The following is an 18,278-nucleotide window of genomic DNA, read 5'->3' on the forward strand; positions in this document are numbered from 1 at the left end:
AGGCGGTGACAATCCCCGCTATTATCACACTTTGGCCCCGCTTGCGGCCAACCTTTGCCCGTAGCCGCCATGCGAACCCAGCGTTTCTACCAGTCCCTCAAACGCAGCCGTTTCTACCGGCTGATGCCCAACAGCACCATCGTGCTGTTCTTCCTGACCATGGCGGTGATGCTGTGGACGCTGGACGCGCGCGAGACCGAACAGCTGCGCCTCGATCTGGCCAAGGACACGCTGTGGGCGGAGCAGACGCTGCGCCTGCGCCTGGACGAGCACAAGGACGAGCTGTCGCGGCTGGCGCGCGACATCGGCCGCGAGGCCATCGACGAGGACCAGTTCCTGGTGCAGGCCTCGGAGTTCCTCGCCAACACCCCGGAGATGGCGGCGGTGGTGTGGGCCGACAACAGCTTTACCCTGCGCTGGATCGCGCCGTACGAGGAAAGCCGGCTCACCGTCGGCTCCGGCCTCAGCGGCGTGTCCGCCTCGGCCTACCTGCAGGCGCGCACCGACGGCCGCTCGGTGATGAGCCAGCCCTACCAGCTGGATTCCGGCGAGTGGCGCTTCGACCTGATGGTGCCGGTGTTCCGCGACACCCAGTTCCGCGGCATGGTGATCGGCATCTACAAGGCCAGTGTCTTCATCCGCCGCGTGCCGCCGAGCTGGTTTGCCGAGAAATACTATCTGGAGCTGAACAACGGCGAGCAGTCGCTGGTGCGCAACAGCCACGGCGCGCCGTCCTCGCGCCTGTCGCAGAGCATCGTGCTGGGCGGCACGCCGCTGCAGCTGGTGGCGCGGCCGGTGCGCGGCGACAACAACAAGGGGCGCGTGATCCAGCTCGGGCTGATCGTCGGCCTGTCGCTGCTGACCCTGCTCAGCCTGATGAGCCTGTCGCGCCACATCCGCCGCCGCGTCGACGCCGAGCGCGAGCGCGACCGCGTCTACGGCCTGTCGCGCGAATGGCTGGGCGTGATGCGCGAGGACGGTTACCTGCTGCACGTCAACCCGGCCTTTGTCGGCGGCCTCGGCTATCCGGCGGAGCAGCTGCTGGGCACCTCCATCCTCAACTACCTGCACCCGGACGAGCGCGAATCGACGCAGCAGCTGTTGCGGCAGGTGATCGAGGCCGGCAGTGTCGACCGCTACGTCGAGACGAGGGTGATCAACCGCGCGCAGGAGGTGCGCGCCATCGCCTGGGCGATGAGCCCGCTGCCGGACGCCGGCGTGGTGTACCTGTCCGGCCGCGACATCACCGCCGAGAAACAGGCGGAGCAGGCGCTGCGCCACGAGTACATGTTCCGCAAGGCGATGGAGGATTCGCTGGTGGTCGGCATCCGCGCCATCGCGCTGGATGGCCGCATCACCTACGTCAACCCGGCGTTCTGCCGCATCACCGGCTATGACGAGGCGGAGCTGATCGGGCTGTTGCCGCCGTACCCGTACTGGTCGCCGGATATCGCCCACCACAACTACGACGCCCTGCGCCAGACGCTGTCCGGCGAGCAGTCGCAGCAGCTGTTCGAGTCGGTGATGCAGCGCAAGAACGGCGAGCGTTTCTACGCGCAGTTGCTGATTTCGCCGCTGATCGACGCCGACGGCCACCAGACCGGCTGGATGGCGGCACTGACCGACATGACCGAGAAGCGCCACGCGCAGCAGATGCTGGAGGCGGCCAACGAGCGCTTCATCGCGGTGATCGAGGGGCTGGACGCGGCGGTGGCGGTGGTGCGCGGCGAAAGCCAGCAGCTGCTGTTCTGCAACCATCGCTACCGCGAATGGTTGGCCGCACCGGCCACGGAGGACAGTTCGGAATGCTGCGACCTGCGCCTGTACCGCCTGCTGCAGCAGGCCAGCGCCGACCAGGAGATCTGGCTGGACGATCTGCAGCGCTGGTTCCTGCTGCGCTCGCGCCCGGTGCGCTGGGTCGACAGCGAGATGGCGCAGATGCTGATCCTCACCGACATCACCGAGCAGCACGACGCCGAGCAGCGCTACCAGGAGCAGATGGCCAAGCTGCAGGCCACCTCGCGCCTGATCACCATGGGCGAGATGGCGTCGACGCTGGCGCACGAGCTGAACCAGCCGCTGTCGGCGATCGCCAACTACCAGGCCGGCTGCGTCGAGCGCCTGCGCCAGGGCCGCGCCACGCCGGAATCGCTGATTCCGGTGATGGAAAAGATCACCGCGCAGGCGGAGCGTGCCGGCAAGATCGTGCGCCGGGTGCGCGAATTCGTGAAGCAGAGCGAGCCGGTGTGCAAGCCGTGCCAGCCGTCCGACATCATCGACGCCGCGCTGGCGATCGCCGAGATCGAGGCGCGCCGCCTCGGCTCGGTGATCAACGTGCACCTTGCGGCCAACCTTCCCGCCGTCAACGTCGACCCGATCCTGATCGAGCAGGTGCTGCTCAACCTGATCAAGAACGGCATGGAGGCGATGCAGCAGCTGCCGCCGGCGCAGCGCGAGCTGCAGGTCAGCGTGCAGCGCAGCAGCAGCAAGCGGGTGGAGGTGGCGATCGTCGATTGCGGCCACGGCGTGCCGGACGACATCAAGTCGCAGCTGTTCGACGCCTTCTTCACCACCAAGAGCGAAGGCATGGGCATGGGGCTGAACATCTGCCGCTCGATCGTCGAGTTCCATCAGGGTCAACTCTCGGTGGAAGACCATCCGCTGGGTGGTACCATTTTCCGATTCACTTTGCCGGTATACGAGCCATGACTGCGAGCAAATCCATCACCATCCATATCGTTGACGACGACGAGGCGTTCCGCGACTCGCTGGTCTGGCTGCTGGAAAGCCACGACTACCGTGTGATCTGCCACGACCATGCCGAGGCCTTTCTCGCCGGCTTCCGCCCGGAGTCGAGCGTCGGCTGCCTGATCCTCGACATCCGCATGCCGGGCATGAGCGGGCTGGAGCTGTACGAAGAGCTGCAGGCGCGCGGCAATCGCTGGCCGGTGATCTTCATTACCGGCCACGGCGATGTGCCGATGGCGGTGCAGGCGGTGAAGCGCGGCGCCTATGACTTCCTGGAAAAACCGTTCAACCAGGAGGCGTTGCTGCTGGCGGTGAACAGCGCGCTGGAGGCGGCGGCCAGCCTGCAGCAGAGCAGCACGCTGGCGCAGCAGTGCGAGGCGCGGCTGCAGACGCTGACCACGCGTGAGCGCGAGGTGCTGGAGCGGGTGATCGAGGGCAAGATGAACAAGGTGATCGCCGACGACCTCGGCATCAGCATCAAGACCGTCGAGGCGCACCGCGGCAAGATGATGGACAAGATGGGGGTGCGCTCGATCGCCGATCTGGTGCAGACCGTGGTCGCCTACCGCCAGCAAAAAGGTGGCGCCTGACGCGGCCGCACTTCCGGCAGCAACACCGAACTTTACCCGCTATGCTTGGCTCTGAAGCAGACGGCGATGCGCTGGCATTGCCGCCACCGAACCGAAGGAGCCGCCCATGTCCCTGCCTCAAGCCGATCCCTTGCCGCTGCCGGATGATGTCGATCCGCAGCGCCGCCTGCTGATTTCCGCCGTGCTGGCCGGCGGCTTCGCCCTCGCGGTGCAGCCGGTGACCGCCGCCACCATCCACACCGACAGCGACGGCCTGGTTGCCGGCTGGCACAAGGCCGGCCCCGACCTGCTGCTGTACGCCGCGCGCCCGGCGCAGGGCAGCCAGTGGCCGGTGGTGCTGGTGGTGCAGGAAATCTTCGGCGTGCACGAACACATCCAGGACGTCTGCCGCCGCCTGGCCAAGCAGGGCTATCTCGCCCTCGCGCCGGAGCTGTTCCTGCGCCAGGGCGATGTCCGCGGCTACCCCGACACCGCCACGCTGATCGCAGGCGTGGTCAGCAAGGTGCCGGACGCGCAGGTACTGGCCGATCTGGACGCGACCTTGGAGTACGCGCGGGTGCTGGGCGGTAACAGCGCGCGTGCGGCGATCACCGGCTTCTGCTGGGGCGGGCGCATCACCTGGCTCTACGCCGCCCACAACCCGCGGCTCAAGGCCGGTGCCGCCTGGTATGGCCGGCTGCTGGGGCAGGAGACGGCGCTGACGCCGCGCCATCCGGTGGCGGTGGCGCCGCAGCTGACCGTGCCGGTACTGGGGCTGTATGGCGGCAAGGATGGTGGCATCCCGCTGGACAGCGTGGCGACGATGAAGGCGGCGCTGCAGCAGGGCGGCAGCGGCAGCGAGTTCGTGGTCTACCCCGATGCCGGCCACGCCTTCCATGCCGACTATCGCCCCAGCTACCACGCGCCGTCGGCCGAGGATGGCTGGCGCCGCATGCTGCAGTGGTTCCGCCGCCACGGCGTGTGAGGGCGACCGCTTTCCAGTGCGTTAAAAGCATTGCGGCCAACCTTGCAAGGTTGGCCGCAATGCTTTGGGCTGGGGTGGCAGATCAGGCGCTGCTGCTGTCGCTCTTGGGCGGCAGTTTGCTCGCAAGGAAATCGTCGTAGCCCTTCTGCACCAGCTCGAAGGTCTGCTGGATGCCGCTGGCGATGTCGCCGCCCAGCACCTTCAGTCCGTCCAGAATGTCCCTGGCCTCGTTGAAACCCTGCTCGAAGCCGCCGCGTACCAGCGCGACGAAACTGGTGGCCCGCTCTTCCTCGCTCATTTCCGGATGCTGCTGCGCGTAGGCGTCGTAAAAGCCGAGCGACAGCGACAGGATGCGCTCGGCGGTAGCCGCCGCGCTGTTGTCCTGCTTGTCGGCCGCCGTCTGCAACGCATCGGGGCCGAAATCCGGCGCCAGCAGCTCGTTGATCTTGTCGATGGCGCTGCGGTACAGCAGTTGCTGCGACTTGTTGCCGGCGCCGATCGAGACGTTGAGGCTGTCGATCACCTGGGCGTTCATCTCGTCGCGCGCACTGCGCTCCAGCGCCGACGGCTTGTTGAGGCGGCCGGGCGCGCTGCTGGCCTGGCTATTGTGGGCGACGGGTGTCAGCGACGACATCCCCGAGGTGGGAAACAAGGACATGGCAAACTCCCGCAGGTTGGCTGGGCGTGGCTATCTCCTTGACGTTATAGTGCTTTCTCGCGCGGCTGCCGCCGTTTGTCGTGAGCGGGGCGCAAAAAAAGGCAGCCCGCAGGCTGCCTCGTGTCGTGCTCGTGTCGTGACCGTCGGCAGCGCGCGATCAGAAGGCGAAGTGCTCGTCCGCCAGCGTCATCAGCGGCTTGGCGCCGCCCTTGATGGTGGCTTTCAGCGCTTCCACTTCCGGCAGCAGCTTGGCGAAGTAGAAGCGGGCGGTGGCGATCTTGGCCTTGTAGAAGTCGTCGCCGCCGGTTTCCAGCTTGGCGTAGGCCACTTCCGCCATGCGCGCCCACAGCCAGCCGTAGGTCAGGTGACCGAGCAGGCGCAGGTAGTCGCTGGCGGCGGCACCGGCTTCGTCGCGGTCCTTCATCGACGCCATGCCGATGCCCATGGTGATGTCGCCGACGTCCTTCAGCAGCTTGGCCAGCGGGGCCACGAACTCGGCCAGCTGCGCGTTGCCTTCGTTGGCCTGGCAGAACTTGTGGATCTGCTTGGTGAACTTGCGCAGCTTCTGGCCCTGATCCAGCAGCACCTTGCGGCCGAGCAGGTCGATGGCCTGGATGCCGTTGGTGCCTTCGTAGATCTGCGAGATGCGGCAGTCGCGCACCAGCTGTTCCATGCCCCACTCGCGGATAAAGCCGTGGCCGCCGAACACCTGCATGCCAAGGTTGGCCGCAGTGTAGCCGTTGTCGGTCATGAAGGCCTTGGCCACCGGGGTCAGCAGCGCCACCAGGTCGGCGGCATCGGCGCGCGCGTCGGCGTCCGGATGCTTTTCTTCGATGTCCAGCTGCAGCGCCAGCAGCGCGGCCAGCGCACGGCCGGCTTCGGTGTAGGCCTTCTGCGTCAGCAGCATGCGGCGCACGTCCGGGTGCACGATGATCGGGTCGGCGGCCTTTTCCGGGAACTTGGCGCCGGCCATCGCGCGCATCTGCAGCCGGTCGCGGGCATAGCTCAGCGCGCCCTGGAAGGCGGCCTCACCCAGGCCCAGGCCCTGCATGCCGCAGCCCAGACGCGCGGCGTTCATCATGGTGAACATGCAGGCCAGGCCCTTGTTGGCCTCGCCGATCAGGTAGCCGCGGGCACCGTCGAGGTTGATGACGGCGGTGGCGTTGGCCTTGATGCCCATCTTGTGTTCCAGGCTGCCGCAGTACACGCTGTTGCGGCTGCCGTCGGCGTGGAATTTCGGCACGATGAACAGCGAGATGCCCTTCACGTCCTTCGGCGCGTCCGGCAGGCGCGCCAGCACCAGGTGGATGATGTTGTCGGACAGGTCGTGCTCGCCGGCGGAGATGAAGATCTTGGTGCCGCTGATGCTGTAGCTGCCGTCGCCGTTCGGTTCGGCCTTGGTTTTCAGCAGGCCGAGGTCGGTACCGCAGTGCGGCTCGGTCAGGCACATGGTGCCGGTCCAGCTGCCATCGACCAGATGCGGCAGGTAGGTGGCTTTCTGCTCGTCGCTGCCGTGGGCGTGGATGGCGGAGTAGGCGCCGTGGCTCAGGCCGGGGTACATCGACCAGGCGACGTTGGCGGAGCACTGCATCTCGATGATCGGGAAGGACAGCGTCTTGGGCATGCCCTGGCCGCCGTAGGCCGGGTCGCAGTCCAGCGCGGTGAAGCCCAGTTCGCAGAACTGCTGGTACGCTTCCTTGAAGCCGACCGGGGTGGTGACCGACTTGGTGGCGGCGTCGAAGGTGCAGCCTTCCTCGTCGGCCGGGCGGTTCAGCGGTGCCAGCTCGTTTTCGCAGAATTGTGCCGCCGCCTCCAGATAAGACGAGAAAATGTCCTGCGTGGCTTCTTCATAACCCGGCAGCGAGGGCAGGGTATCCTGAACTTTGATCAGCTCGTTCAGGACAAAGTCGAAATCGCGCAGCGGTGCTTGATAAGCGGGCATGATGGTCTCCGTATTAATGCACGGCCCGGATGCAACGGGTCGTCTCTCGTGTCGTATTGGGGTGGCGGCACAAAACCGTGTGCTGGGACGTAGTGTGCACAGCGATACATGTTTAAGTCAAACGCTTGTTTTATTTTTTTGGTCGGCGCGGCGCAGCCGGCCACGGAAAGGGCGCAGGTAGCCTATGAGTGTCAAACGCTGGTTATTGCGACATATGCCGCACCCGGGAGTGTGGCTGGCCAATTCGGCCCTGCTGCGGCCGCTGGCCCCGTATCTGGGTCATGCCGCGCTGTGGAGCCTGCAGCGGCGCAAGGTGGCGCTGGCGGTGGCGGTCGGCCTGTTTTCCGGGCTGATGCCGGGGCCGACGCAGATGCTGACGGCGGCGTTGCTCGCGTTGCTTTTTCGCATCAATCTGCCGGTGGCGCTGGCCTGCACCCTGTATACCAACCCGCTGACCTATCTGCCGCTGTACTACCTGGCCTTCGAACTGGGCAAGCAGTTGCTGGGCATCAACGGCGAACTGGTGATGCCGCCGTTCCCGGCATTTGACGGCGAACACCTGTGGCAATGGCAGCACGCGGTTGTGGGGTGGACCCTGCACATGGGGTGGCCGCTGGTGGTGGGCGTGCCGGCGCTGGGGCTGACCTTCGGCCTCACCGGATATGTTATCGTGATGCTGTTATGGCAATGCGCCGTGTTGCGGCAGTGGCGCAAGCGAAAGGAAGTTCGTGGATCTGACTGAAAAGAAACTGGCCGGCGAGCAGGTGTTCAGCGGCGGCTTCATCAAGGTGCAGCGCGATAGCGTGGCGCTGCCGGACGGCAGCCCCGCGTGGCGCGAGTACATCCGTCACCCCGGCGCGGTGGCGGTGCTGGCGCTGTCCGACGACGGCAAGCTGCTGCTGGAGTGCCAGTTCCGCTATCCGCTGGCGCGCACTTTTCTGGAGATTCCGGCCGGCAAGATCGATCCGCAGGAGGCGCCGCTGGATACCGCCAGGCGCGAACTGCTGGAAGAAACCGGCTATCGGGCGGCCAACTGGTTTTATCTGGGCAAGGCCTATCCGTGCATCGGCTATTCTGATGAGGTGATTCACTATTATCTGGCGACCGCGCTGACCGCCGGCGAGCGGCAGCTGGACGAGGGCGAATTCCTGGAAGTGCTGACTGTGCCACTGGCCGAGGTAATGACGATGACACTGGATGGCCGCATCTGCGACAGCAAGAGCCTCGTCGGCCTGCACTGGTTGGCCGCATGGCAACGCGGGGAGCTGCGCTGTGAAGCCCTTTGACGCGCATCACGAGCGTCGGGGCGGCAAACGCCTGCGCATGGGCTGCCGTGCCAAGATGAAATCGCGCCATACCGGCGAAACCCACTATGGCGAATGCGTGGATCTGTCGGTGGACGGGCTCGCCATCCGCTCCGCGTTCGTGCCGCAATTCGGCGAAATCCTGGAGGTCACCATCATCGTGCCACCGGTCGGCGAGGTGTACAGCAAGCCGTTCGAGGTGGTGGTGGAAGTGCGGCGCTGCAACGAGGTGGAGCGCGGTAAGCTGTATGAAATCGGCGCAAAAATTATCAAACGCTAGTTAATTCATTTGCATGAATTGCTTGTCCTAAAAAAGTCGCTGGAATGGCGGCTTTTTTTATTTGCAGCAGCGCTACTGTGCTATACCCAAAAAAACAGATGCAGCTTGTTAGTCCACTGATAACTTGGCAAGGGGGAAGAGCGGTGCGATCGGCACCGTTCCCGCTCCGCTTGCCTCCAGCAGGAGGGTTAAGCCATGAGCCCCGACATCTTCAGCAGTTTCGCTTCCCGTTTCGATCGCACTCGCGAAGAAGAATTGACCATTCAGGAGTATCTGGAACTGTGCAAGCAGGACCGCACCGCCTATGCGTCTGCCGCCGAGCGCATGCTGATGGCGGTGGGCGAGCCGGAAGTGGTCGATACCCGCCATGATCCCCGCCTGTCGCGCATTTTCAGCAACAAGATCATCCGTGTTTACCCGGCATTCCGTGACTTTTACGGCATGGAAGAAGTGGTGGAACAGGTGGTGTCCTATTTCCGCCATGCCGCGCAGGGGCTGGAAGAGAAGAAACAGATTCTCTATCTGCTGGGGCCGGTCGGCGGCGGCAAGTCCTCCATTGCCGAGAAGCTGAAAGAGCTGATGGAGCGGGTGCCGTTCTATGCCGTCAAGGGCAGCCCGGTCAACGAGTCGCCGCTGGGGCTGTTCAACTACGACGAGGACGGCCCGATCCTGGAAGAGCAGTACGGCATTCCGCGCCGCTACCTGCGCGGTATCCCCAGCCCGTGGGCGGTGAAGCGCCTGCACGAGTTCAACGGCGACATCAGCCAGTTCCGCGTGGTACGGCGCTATCCCTCGGTGCTGAAACAGATCGCGGTGGCCAAGACCGAGCCGGGCGACGAAAACAATCAGGACATCAGCTCGCTGGTGGGCAAGGTCGACATCCGCAAGCTGGAAAGCTACGCCCAGGATGACCCGGATGCCTACAGCTACTCCGGCGGCCTGTGCCTGGCCAACCAGGGGCTGCTGGAGTTCGTGGAAATGTTCAAGGCGCCGATCAAGGTGCTGCACCCGCTGCTGACCGCCACCCAGGAAGGCAACTTCAAGGGCACCGAAGGTTTTGGCGCCATTCCGTTCGACGGCATCATCCTTGCCCACTCCAACGAGAGCGAATGGAAGCAGTTCCGCAACAACAAGAACAACGAGGCCTTCCTCGACCGTATCTACATCGTCAAGGTGCCGTACTGCCTGCGCGTTACCGACGAAACCCGCATCTACGACAAGCTGATCCGCAACTCGTCGCTGGGCGGCGCGCCGTGCGCACCGGGCACCCTGAAGATGATGGCGCAGTTCTCGGTGCTGTCGCGGCTGAAGGATCCGGAAAACTCCAGCCTGTTCAGCAAGATGCAGGTCTACGACGGCGAAAACCTGAAGGACACCGATCCGAAGGCGAAGTCGCAGCAGGAGTACCGCGATTTCGCCGGCGTCGACGAGGGCATGAGCGGCTTGTCGACCCGTTTCGCCTACAAGATCCTGTCCAAGGTGTTCAACTTCGACCACACCGAGGTGGCGGCCAACCCGGTACACCTGCTCTACGTGCTGGAGCAGCAGGTCGAGCGCGAGCAGTTTCCACCGGAGCTGGAGCAGAAATATCTCACCTTCATCAAGGAGTTTCTGGCGCCGAAGTATGTCGAATTTATCGGCAAGGAAATCCAGACCGCCTATCTGGAAAGCTACTCGGAGTACGGCCAGAACATCTTTGACCGTTACGTGACCTTTGCCGACTACTGGATTCAGGATCAGGAGTATCGCGACCAGGACACCGGCGAAAGCTTCGACCGCAATGCGCTCAACGCCGAACTGGAAAAGATCGAGAAGCCGGCCGGCATCTCCAACCCGAAAGACTTCCGCAACGAGATCGTCAACTTCGTGCTGCGGGCGCGGGCCAACAATGCCGGCAAGAACCCGACCTGGACCAGTTACGAGAAACTGCGCACGGTCATCGAGAAGAAAATGTTCTCCAACACCGAGGAGCTGTTGCCGGTGATCAGCTTCAATGCCAAGGCCAGCGCCGACGAGGCCAAGAAGCACGAAGACTTCGTCAACCGCATGGTGACCAAAGGCTACACCCCGAAACAGGTCCGCTTGCTGTGCGAATGGTATCTGCGGGTGCGCAAGTCGTCCTGAGCAATAGCGGCGCCAACGTTGGCCGCGGGGCCTGCGGCCAACGTGCGTACCGCACACAAGGCTAGGAGACAATCATGTCGAATATCATCGACAGAAGACTCAACGGCAAGAACAAGTCGGCGGTTAACCGCGAGCGTTTTTTGCGGCGCTTCAAGGCCCAGATCAAGGAGGCCGTCGGCAAGGCCATCAAGGGGCGCAGCATCACCGATATCGACAGCGGCGAGAGCGTGTCCATCCCGGTAAAGGACATCTCCGAGCCGAGTTTTCACCATGGACGCGGTGGCCGCAGCGACCAGGTTCACCCCGGCAACGAAGAGTTCATCCGCGGCGACCGCATCAACCGTCCGCAGGGCGGTGGTGCCGGGGGAGGGGGCGGCAAGGCCAGCAACGAGGGTGAGGGCGAGGACGACTTTGCCTTCCAGCTGTCGCGCGAAGAATTCATGAACGTGTTTTTCGAGGACCTGGCACTTCCCAACCTGATCAAGACCCAGCTGATGGGCATCGAGGAAATGAAGTCGGTGCGCGCCGGCTACACCAATGACGGCACCCCGGCCAACATCAGCATCGTGCGTTCGCTGCGCGGGGCGCTGGCACGGCGGGTGGCGATGGCGGCGCCGACGCTGCGCCAGCTGCGCGAGGCGGAAGAAGACCTCGACACGCTGCTGGAGTCCGACGCCGACAACGGCCCGGAAGTGCGCGAGCGGCGCAAGCGCATCCACGCGCTGCGCGAGAAGGTCAACCGCATCCCGTTCATCGACCCCTACGACCTGCGCTACAACAACCGCATCAAGCAGCCCAAGCCGACCAGCCAGGCGGTGATGTTCTGCATCATGGACGTGTCCGGCTCGATGGATGAGTCGAAAAAGGACATGGCCAAGCGCTTTTTCATCCTGCTGTACCTGTTTTTGCAGCGCAATTACGAAAAGATCGAGGTGGTGTTCATCCGCCACCACACCAGTGCGGTCGAGGTCAGCGAGCAGGACTTTTTCCATTCGCGCGAATCCGGCGGCACCGTGGTGTCGTCGGCACTGAACCTGATGCACGACATCGTGCAGAAGCGCTACGCCAACCGCGACTGGAACATCTACGCGGCGCAGGCTTCCGACGGCGACAACTGGGACAGCGACTCGGCCAACTGCGGCCGCATCATGCAGGAAAGCCTGCTGCCGTGGTGCCAGTACTTCGCCTACATCGAGATCACCCAGGGCGAGCCGCAAAACCTGTGGTACGAGTACCTGAAAGTGGCGGAGCACTACAAGCACTTCGCGATGCAGAAGATCGGCTCGCCGGCAGACATCTATCCGGTGTTCCGCGAGCTGTTCAAGCGCCAGCCTGCCACCCGCAGCTAGCCCCCGGCGCACACAATATGGAGAGCGAGGCATCATGAAACCGATCTCTACCGGCTCCGAATGGACCTTTGACCTGATTGAACGTTACGACGCCGCCATCCGCGAGATCGCGCACGGCGAGTTTCACCTCGACACCTACCCGGTGCAGCTGGAGATCATCACCGCCGAGCAGATGATGGACGCCTATTCCTCGGTCGGCATGCCGGTGAACTACCAGCACTGGAGCTTCGGCAAGCACTTCGTGCAGACCGAGAAGGGCTACAAGCGCGGCCAGATGGGGCTGGCCTATGAAATCGTGATCAACTCTAACCCCTGCATTGCCTACCTGATGGAAGAGAACACCATGACCATGCAGGCGCTGGTGATCGCCCATGCCGCCTATGGTCACAACAGCTTCTTCAAGGGCAACTACCTGTTCCGCACCTGGACCGACGCCTCGGCCATCATCGACTACCTGGTGTTCGCCAAGCAGTACATCAGCCGCTGCGAGGAGCGCTACGGCATCGACGCGGTGGAAGAGCTGCTGGATTCCTGCCACGCGCTGATGAACTACGGTGTCGACCGCTACAAGCGGCCGCAGAAACTGTCGCTGGCCGAGGAGCAGGCGCGGCAGGTCGAGCGAGAGAACTACCTGCAGCTGCAGGTCAACGACCTGTGGCGCACCATTCCGCGCCGGGAAAAGGACGGTGCCAGCCGGGCGGCGCCGCGCTTCCCGTCGGAGCCGCAGGAAAACATCCTCTATTTCATCGAGAAATCGGCGCCGCTGCTGGAACCGTGGCAGCGCGAGATCGTGCGCATCGTGCGCAAGGTGGCGCAGTATTTCTATCCGCAACGCCAGACCCAGGTGATGAACGAGGGCTGGGCCACCTTCTGGCACTACACGCTGATGAACCGGTTGTACGACAAGGAGATGCTGACCGATGGCGCGATGATGGAATTCCTGCAGAGCCACACCAACGTGGTGTACCAGCCGCCGGTGACCGCGCGCTGGTACAACGGCATCAACCCGTACGCGCTGGGTTTCTCCATGTACCAGGACATCAAGCGCATCTGCGAGGCCCCCACCGACGAGGACCGCGAGTGGTTCCCGGACATCGCCGGCACGCCGTGGCGGCCGGTGCTGGAATTCGCGATGAAGAACTTCAAGGACGAGAGCTTCATCTCGCAGTATCTGTCGCCCAAGCTGATCCGCGATTTCCGTTTCTTTGCCATCCGCGACGACGACCGCGACGACAAGCTGGAGGTGTCCGCCATTCACGACGAGCAGGGCTACCAGGCGATTCGCGCTACCTTGTCGGAGCAGTACAACCTCGGCTCGCGCGAGCCGAACATCCAGGTGTGGTCGGTGAACGTGCGGGGCGACCGTGGCCTGACGCTGCGCCATACCCGTCACAACCGCAAGCCGCTGGACGAGGCCAGCGCACAGGAGGTGCTGAAGCATGTCGCCCGGCTGTGGGGCTTCGGCGTCAAGCTGGAAAGTGTCGACAGCGACGGCACGGTGCAGCAGCGTTTCGACTGCCATCCGGAGGCGGCAGTAGCCAGCCTGTAAGGTACCGGCGTCTGTCGATGCGAAAAACTTGCGGCCAACGTTGGCCGCAAGTCGTTTTTGCCCGCGTCGCTCGGGGGGCGAGATGCGCTGATGGCGAGGTGCGGGCCGCGCTGGCGTTGCCTGCCGGACCGAGGGGCGCGACCACATGGGGCACGCATCGGCGACAGGCCTCGGCCTGCCGCCAAGACGAACGGCTGCCGTCAGCCCGCCGGCAAGGCGGCGCCCGGCAGGCGACAGACCTGGTTGCGGCCCTGATGCTTGGCGAGGTACAGCGCCTTGTCGGCCTGTTCGACCAGCTGGTGTTCCGCCTCCGCCAGCGCGCTTGCCGGCTGGCAATACAAGCCGATGCTGACGGTCACCACCGCGCGCTGCGCCGGGCTGTCGCTGGCTGCCGGAATGGCCAGCTGCTCCACCGCGCCGCGGATGCGCTCGGCAATCTGCGCCGCATGCAGCTCATCGCAGCCATCCAGAATCGCGATGAATTCCTCGCCGCCGTAGCGGGCCAGGGTGTCGCCATCGCGCAGCTGTTGCGCCATGCAGAGGGCAATCTGGCGCAGGCAGTCGTCGCCCTGCACGTGGCCGAAGCTGTCGTTGTAGCGCTTGAAGTGGTCGATGTCGGCCATCAGCACGGTAAACGGGCGCACCAGCTCCGGTGGGCGATGGCGGATGGCGTCCAGCACGCCGTCGAAGTGACGGCGCGAAAACAGGCCGGTCAGGCTGTCGCGGATCGAGGTCTCGTAGGCCTGGCTGTAGGAGCTTTGCAGCCGCTTCTGCAGGCGGAACACCTCGAACAGCAGTGCCCCCAGCATGATGGTGGCGGCGAACTGTTCGAAAAAGCGCGAGGCGTACCAGCCGACCGTCAGCCGCTGGCTGGAGGAAAACAGCAGCACCAGATACAGCAGGTAGCCATAGCAGCACAGTGCAAGCCAGCAGTGGAAGGCACTGCGCAGCCGCGTCACCAGCAGCACGCTGAGCAGCGCGCCGCCCCAGCACAGCAGCAGGGCAATCACCAGCCCGCTATCACGCAGTGCCCGATAATCGCCTTGCTGGCTGACCAGCCGTCCCAGGTCGGGCAGATAAGGTGGCAACCACTGCGTCACCAGCCAGATCAGCGACACCGCCAGCAGCAGACAGCCGAGCAGGAAGCCGCTGCTCAGGTGTGGTGAAAGCGGCGGCTTCGGCTGCCAGGCCAGGCACAACATCGCCAGCATGATCAGCATGGCAAAGCCGGCTAGGCGGGCGAACCACAGCCAGATGCTCAGGTGCGAGCCGGGCTGCAGACCGTGCTGCCCGGGAAACAGTTCGGGCAGCATCAGCAGCTGGTAGCTGGCCATCAGCGCCGAGTAGGCGAAGGCGGTGCCGAGCAGACCGGTGGCGGGGCGGCGCTTGACGTAGAAGTGCAGCAGGATCAGGTAGGCGATGATGCTGTTGTTGACCGCCAGTGCGGTGATCAGTACTGGCCGCAGATTGCTGCCGGCGATGGGCTGTGTGGCGTAGGGCAGCAATAACACGGCCGCGGCCGTCATCAGCAGCATCAGCACCCCGGCCAGGATCATGGCCGGCCGGCTGGGCGTGGCGGAGAAATTGTCTTTCATGCGGTGACTCGAAGCGGGCGACGCGGTAAAGGCTGAACGCTGCGGCGCACTGGTGTTGCCGGCAACGCTGGTGGTTTGCCGATTGTAGCCTGTCGTTGCCGCACGCCGGCAGCACTTTATGACATCTTTAGCGCGGCGTTCGCAATGCCATCGGGCTTCGATAGGCTTTTATTGTGTAGCCGCTACGGTCGGCGTCGCGCGCCGCTCAGCAGGCGATGAAGGCGCGCTGGCCGTGATGATCGCTCAGCTCGGCGAGGCGGGTGTCGTAGACCTGCTCCAGCCGCGCCTGGGTCATCACCTGCGCCGTGTCACCGTGGGCGATTTGCACACCGTCCTTGAGCAGCAGCACCTTGTCGGCGTGGCGCAGCGCCAGGTTGACGTCGTGCAGTACCGCGATCATGCCCAGCTGCCAGCGCTGCGCCAGTTGCCGCAGGGTGGCCAGCTGCTGGTTGGCGGCACCGATATCCAGCGCGGCGGTCGGTTCGTCCAGCAGCAGGTAGCGTTGTGGGGCCTTGCTGGCCAGCAACTGGTGCAGCGCCCGCGCCAGGTGCACGCGCTGCAGCTCGCCGCCGGACAGGCTGGCGCAGTCGCGCGCCAGCAGCGTCTGGCAGTCGCTCAGGGCCAACACCTGCACCAGTATCGCGGGGTCCGGCTGCGCCACGCCGATGCACAGCAGATCGGCCACCCGCATGCCTGCCGGCCGTGCCGGGTGCTGTTCGACCAACGCGCGGCAGCTGGCGAGGCGGCCGGCGTCGAGGTCGGCAAGGTGTTCGCCGGCGAGCAGGATCTCGCCCGCCGCGGCCGGGTAGTAGCCGCCGATGGCGTGCAGCAGCGTGCTCTTGCCGGCGCCGTTGGGGCCGAGGATGACGGTGAGCTCGCCCGCGGCGCAGGCAAGGCTGATGTCGTGCAGCGGGGCGGGGTGGCGCAGCGACAGCCGGCGGATCTCAAGCATGGCTTGGCCGTTTACGGGTCAGCAGGTACAGGAAGAACGGCGCACCGGCGAGGCTGGTGATCACCCCCACCGGCAGCTCGGCCGGGTACAGCAGCTCGCGCGCGGCGAGGTCGGCCAGCAGCGTGAGCAGGGCGCCGGCCAGCGGCGCCAGTTTCAGCAGCGTCGGCAGGTGCAGCCCGGTCAGGCGGCGCAGGATGTGCGGCGCCATCAGTCCGACAAAGCCGACCATGCCGCACTGCGACACCACCACGCCGGCGGCCAGTGCCGCCAGCGCGATGGTGACGGCACCGTTGCGGCCAACGTTGAAGCCGCTGTAGAACGCGGCACGGTCGCCCAGTTGCAGCGCCTGCAGGAAGCGTCCCTGGCGCTGCAGCGCCACGGTGACGGCGACGGCCAGCGGCGCCAGCAGCCACGCCTGGCGGCCGTCGCTGCCGGCAAAGCTGCCCATCAGCCAGAAGGTGACGCTGCGCAGCGCGCCATCGGGCAGGGTGCTGATCAGCAGCGTCAGCAGGCTGCCGCACAGCGCGTTGACGGCGACGCCGGCCAGAATCAGCGTGGCGGTGGCGCGGCCGCGGGCTAGATGGCTGACCAGCAACAGCGCCGCCAGCGCGCCGCCAAAGGCGGCGACGGAGACCGCCAGCATCGGCCAGCTGGCGGCCAGCGCCAGCGCGGCGGCCAGTGCCGCGCCGCCGGAGATGCCGATCAGGCCCGGTTCGGCCAGGTCATTGTGAAAACGGGCCTGGATGGCGAGGCCGGCGGTGGCCAGCAGCGCGCCGGCGGCAGCGGCGCTGAGCACGCGCGGCAGGCGCAACGCCAGCAACAGCTCGCGCTCCAGCGCGTCGTGGCCGGGCAGCGCCAGCAGTGCGGCCAACCTGGCGCCGGCGTGTTCGCCGGCGAGCAGGGAAATGAAGAAGGCCAGCCCGGTGAGGCTGGCCAGCAGGATCAGCAGCGTGCGTGCCGACATGTCAGTGTGAAGCAGGCATCAATGCAGGCCCAGCACATCCTGCATGTCGAAGACGCCGTGCGGCTTGGCGGCCAGCCACTTGGCGGCGCGCACCGCGCCGTTGGCGAAGGTGGCGCGGCTGGAAGCCTTGTGGGTGATCTCCACGCGCTCGCCCAGCGCGGCGAACAGCACGGTGTGGTCGCCGACCACGTCGCCGGCGCGCACGGTGGCAAAGCCGATGGTGCCCGGGTCGCGCTCGCCGGTGACGCCTTCGCGGCCGTAGACCGCGCACTGTTTCAGGTCGCGGCCCAGCGCATTGGCCACCACTTCGCCCATGCGCAGCGCGGTGCCGGACGGGGCGTCGACCTTGAAGCGGTGGTGCGCCTCGGTGATCTCGATATCGTAGCCTTCGTTCAGCACGCGGGCCGCCATGTCCAGCAGCTTGAAGGTGAGGTTCACCCCCACGCTGAAGTTGGCCGCAAACACGATGCCGATCTGCTCGCCGGCGGCGGCGATGGCTGCCTTGCCGGCGTCGTCAAAACCGGTGGTGCCGATGATCATCTGCACCTTCTTCTCGACGCAGGCGGCCAGGTGTGTGAGCGTGCCTTCCGGGCGGGTGAAGTCGATCACCACGTGCGCGCCGTCCAGCGCCGCGTTGAAGTCGGTGCTGATCTTGACGCCGGTGTCGCGGCCCATGAACAGGCCGGCATCCTGGCCGACGAACGGCGATCCCTCGCGCTCCAGCGCCGCGTGCAGGCGGGCCTCAGGGGTGTCGAGTACGGATTCGATCAGCGTGCGGCCCATGCGGCCAGCGGCGCCGACGATGACAATATTCAGGCTCATCAATTCTGTCCGGCAGGTGGTGGGTTGTCGATAGCGGGGCGGGTGGCGGGGAAGGCGTTGCCTTCCACGCGGGTGACGGTGTCCTTGTCAAAGAACACGGTCAGGCGTTTTTCTTCTGCGGGCTGGCCCTGGCGCTCGATGCGGTACGGGTAGTCCCAGCGGTCGGCGTGGAAGAGGTCGTTCAGCAGCGGGGTGCCCAGCAGGAAGCGTACTTGCGAGCGGGTCATGCCCGGTTTGACGCGGGCGACCGCGTCTTCTGTCACGTAATTGCCTTGCTGGATCACCATGCGGTGAGGGGTGAACCAGGTCATCGGATTGACTGAGGAGCAGGCGGACAACAGCAGGCTGCTGATGAAAAGCGTAGAAATTGTCTTGAACATCGTGACCACACCACCGTACGGGTTGGGGAATCCAGGAAAAGGTTTTATCATACTGTA

Annotated in this window: 16 protein-coding genes; 9 read left to right on the top strand and 7 right to left on the bottom strand. The window is 65.1% G+C overall.

From position 1 onward, the window contains the following. Window positions 1-69: 69 nt before the first annotated feature. The 3 genes from IE100_RS09440 to IE100_RS09450 all read left to right on the top strand — a co-directional run bounded on the left by IE100_RS09440 (window position 70) and on the right by IE100_RS09450 (window position 4,302). Window positions 70-2,709, top strand: coding sequence for a PAS domain-containing sensor histidine kinase (locus IE100_RS09440; protein ID WP_189373831.1), 2,640 nt, complete (start codon window positions 70-72; stop codon window positions 2,707-2,709). After that, window positions 2,706-3,338 (top strand): response regulator transcription factor, encoded by a 633-nt coding sequence (locus tag IE100_RS09445; RefSeq protein ID WP_189373832.1) that lies wholly within the window; start codon window positions 2,706-2,708, stop codon window positions 3,336-3,338. The genes IE100_RS09440 and IE100_RS09445 overlap by 4 nt, the downstream gene beginning before the upstream one ends. Before the next feature lie 106 nt (window positions 3,339-3,444). Next, on the top strand, window positions 3,445-4,302 hold the full coding sequence (locus IE100_RS09450) for a dienelactone hydrolase family protein (RefSeq protein WP_189373833.1): 858 nt from the start codon (window positions 3,445-3,447) through the stop codon (window positions 4,300-4,302). 82 nt (window positions 4,303-4,384) lie between these two features. On the opposite strand, the gene IE100_RS09455 is transcribed toward IE100_RS09450, so the two are convergent. Continuing rightward, entirely contained in the window at window positions 4,385-4,960 is a 576-nt protein-coding gene (locus IE100_RS09455) for a DUF5610 domain-containing protein (protein WP_189373834.1), read from the bottom strand. Between the two features lie 157 nt (window positions 4,961-5,117). Then, window positions 5,118-6,902, bottom strand: a complete 1,785-nt coding sequence (locus IE100_RS09460) for an acyl-CoA dehydrogenase C-terminal domain-containing protein (protein ID WP_189373835.1) — start codon at window positions 6,900-6,902, stop codon at window positions 5,118-5,120. A 214-nt stretch (window positions 6,903-7,116) separates the two neighbouring features. Between IE100_RS09460 and IE100_RS09465 the strand changes: the two genes are divergently transcribed. The 6 genes from IE100_RS09465 to IE100_RS09490 all read left to right on the top strand — a co-directional run bounded on the left by IE100_RS09465 (window position 7,117) and on the right by IE100_RS09490 (window position 13,508). Continuing rightward, window positions 7,117-7,644: a DUF2062 domain-containing protein gene (locus IE100_RS09465; RefSeq protein ID WP_189373836.1), complete on the top strand. Its 528-nt coding sequence runs from the start codon at window positions 7,117-7,119 to the stop codon at window positions 7,642-7,644. Further along, window positions 7,631-8,188 (top strand): NUDIX domain-containing protein, encoded by a 558-nt coding sequence (locus tag IE100_RS09470; protein ID WP_189373837.1) that lies wholly within the window; start codon window positions 7,631-7,633, stop codon window positions 8,186-8,188. The genes IE100_RS09465 and IE100_RS09470 overlap by 14 nt, the downstream gene beginning before the upstream one ends. Continuing rightward, a complete protein-coding gene (locus tag IE100_RS09475) occupies window positions 8,175-8,486 on the top strand; it encodes a PilZ domain-containing protein (protein WP_229800316.1) in 312 nt (103 codons plus the stop codon). The genes IE100_RS09470 and IE100_RS09475 overlap by 14 nt, the downstream gene beginning before the upstream one ends. A 195-nt stretch (window positions 8,487-8,681) precedes the next feature. Continuing rightward, window positions 8,682-10,610 (top strand): PrkA family serine protein kinase, encoded by a 1,929-nt coding sequence (locus IE100_RS09480; protein ID WP_189373839.1) that lies wholly within the window; start codon window positions 8,682-8,684, stop codon window positions 10,608-10,610. Window positions 10,611-10,684: 74 nt separating this feature from the next. Beyond that, window positions 10,685-11,959 carry a YeaH/YhbH family protein gene (locus IE100_RS09485; protein ID WP_189373840.1) on the top strand — a complete coding sequence of 425 codons (1,275 nt, stop codon included), beginning with the start codon at window positions 10,685-10,687 and terminating at the stop codon, window positions 11,957-11,959. Window positions 11,960-11,993: 34 nt separating this feature from the next. Next, entirely contained in the window at window positions 11,994-13,508 is a 1,515-nt protein-coding gene (locus IE100_RS09490; RefSeq protein ID WP_189373841.1) for a SpoVR family protein, read from the top strand. 200 nt (window positions 13,509-13,708) lie between these two features. On the opposite strand, the gene IE100_RS09495 is transcribed toward IE100_RS09490, so the two are convergent. From IE100_RS09495 to IE100_RS09515, 5 genes are all read right to left on the bottom strand, one after another. Further along, window positions 13,709-15,103 (bottom strand): sensor domain-containing diguanylate cyclase, encoded by a 1,395-nt coding sequence (locus tag IE100_RS09495; RefSeq protein ID WP_189373842.1) that lies wholly within the window; start codon window positions 15,101-15,103, stop codon window positions 13,709-13,711. 205 nt (window positions 15,104-15,308) lie between these two features. Beyond that, on the bottom strand, window positions 15,309-16,055 hold the full coding sequence (locus IE100_RS09500; RefSeq protein ID WP_189373843.1) for an ATP-binding cassette domain-containing protein: 747 nt from the start codon (window positions 16,053-16,055) through the stop codon (window positions 15,309-15,311). Beyond that, a complete protein-coding gene (locus tag IE100_RS09505) occupies window positions 16,048-17,019 on the bottom strand; it encodes a FecCD family ABC transporter permease (RefSeq protein ID WP_189373844.1) in 972 nt (323 codons plus the stop codon). Before IE100_RS09505 ends, IE100_RS09500 begins: the two co-directional genes overlap by 8 nt. A gap of 18 nt (window positions 17,020-17,037) precedes the next feature. Next, window positions 17,038-17,841 (bottom strand): 4-hydroxy-tetrahydrodipicolinate reductase, encoded by an 804-nt coding sequence (gene dapB, locus IE100_RS09510; RefSeq protein WP_189373845.1) that lies wholly within the window; start codon window positions 17,839-17,841, stop codon window positions 17,038-17,040. Next, complete coding sequence (locus IE100_RS09515) at window positions 17,841-18,221, bottom strand: outer membrane protein assembly factor BamE (protein ID WP_189373846.1); 381 nt, start codon at window positions 18,219-18,221, stop codon at window positions 17,841-17,843. Before IE100_RS09515 ends, dapB begins: the two co-directional genes overlap by 1 nt. Window positions 18,222-18,278: the final 57 nt, after the last annotated feature.

It is taken from the genome of Vogesella alkaliphila (assembly GCF_014652475.1).
Taxonomy (GTDB): domain Bacteria; phylum Pseudomonadota; class Gammaproteobacteria; order Burkholderiales; family Chromobacteriaceae; genus Vogesella; species Vogesella alkaliphila.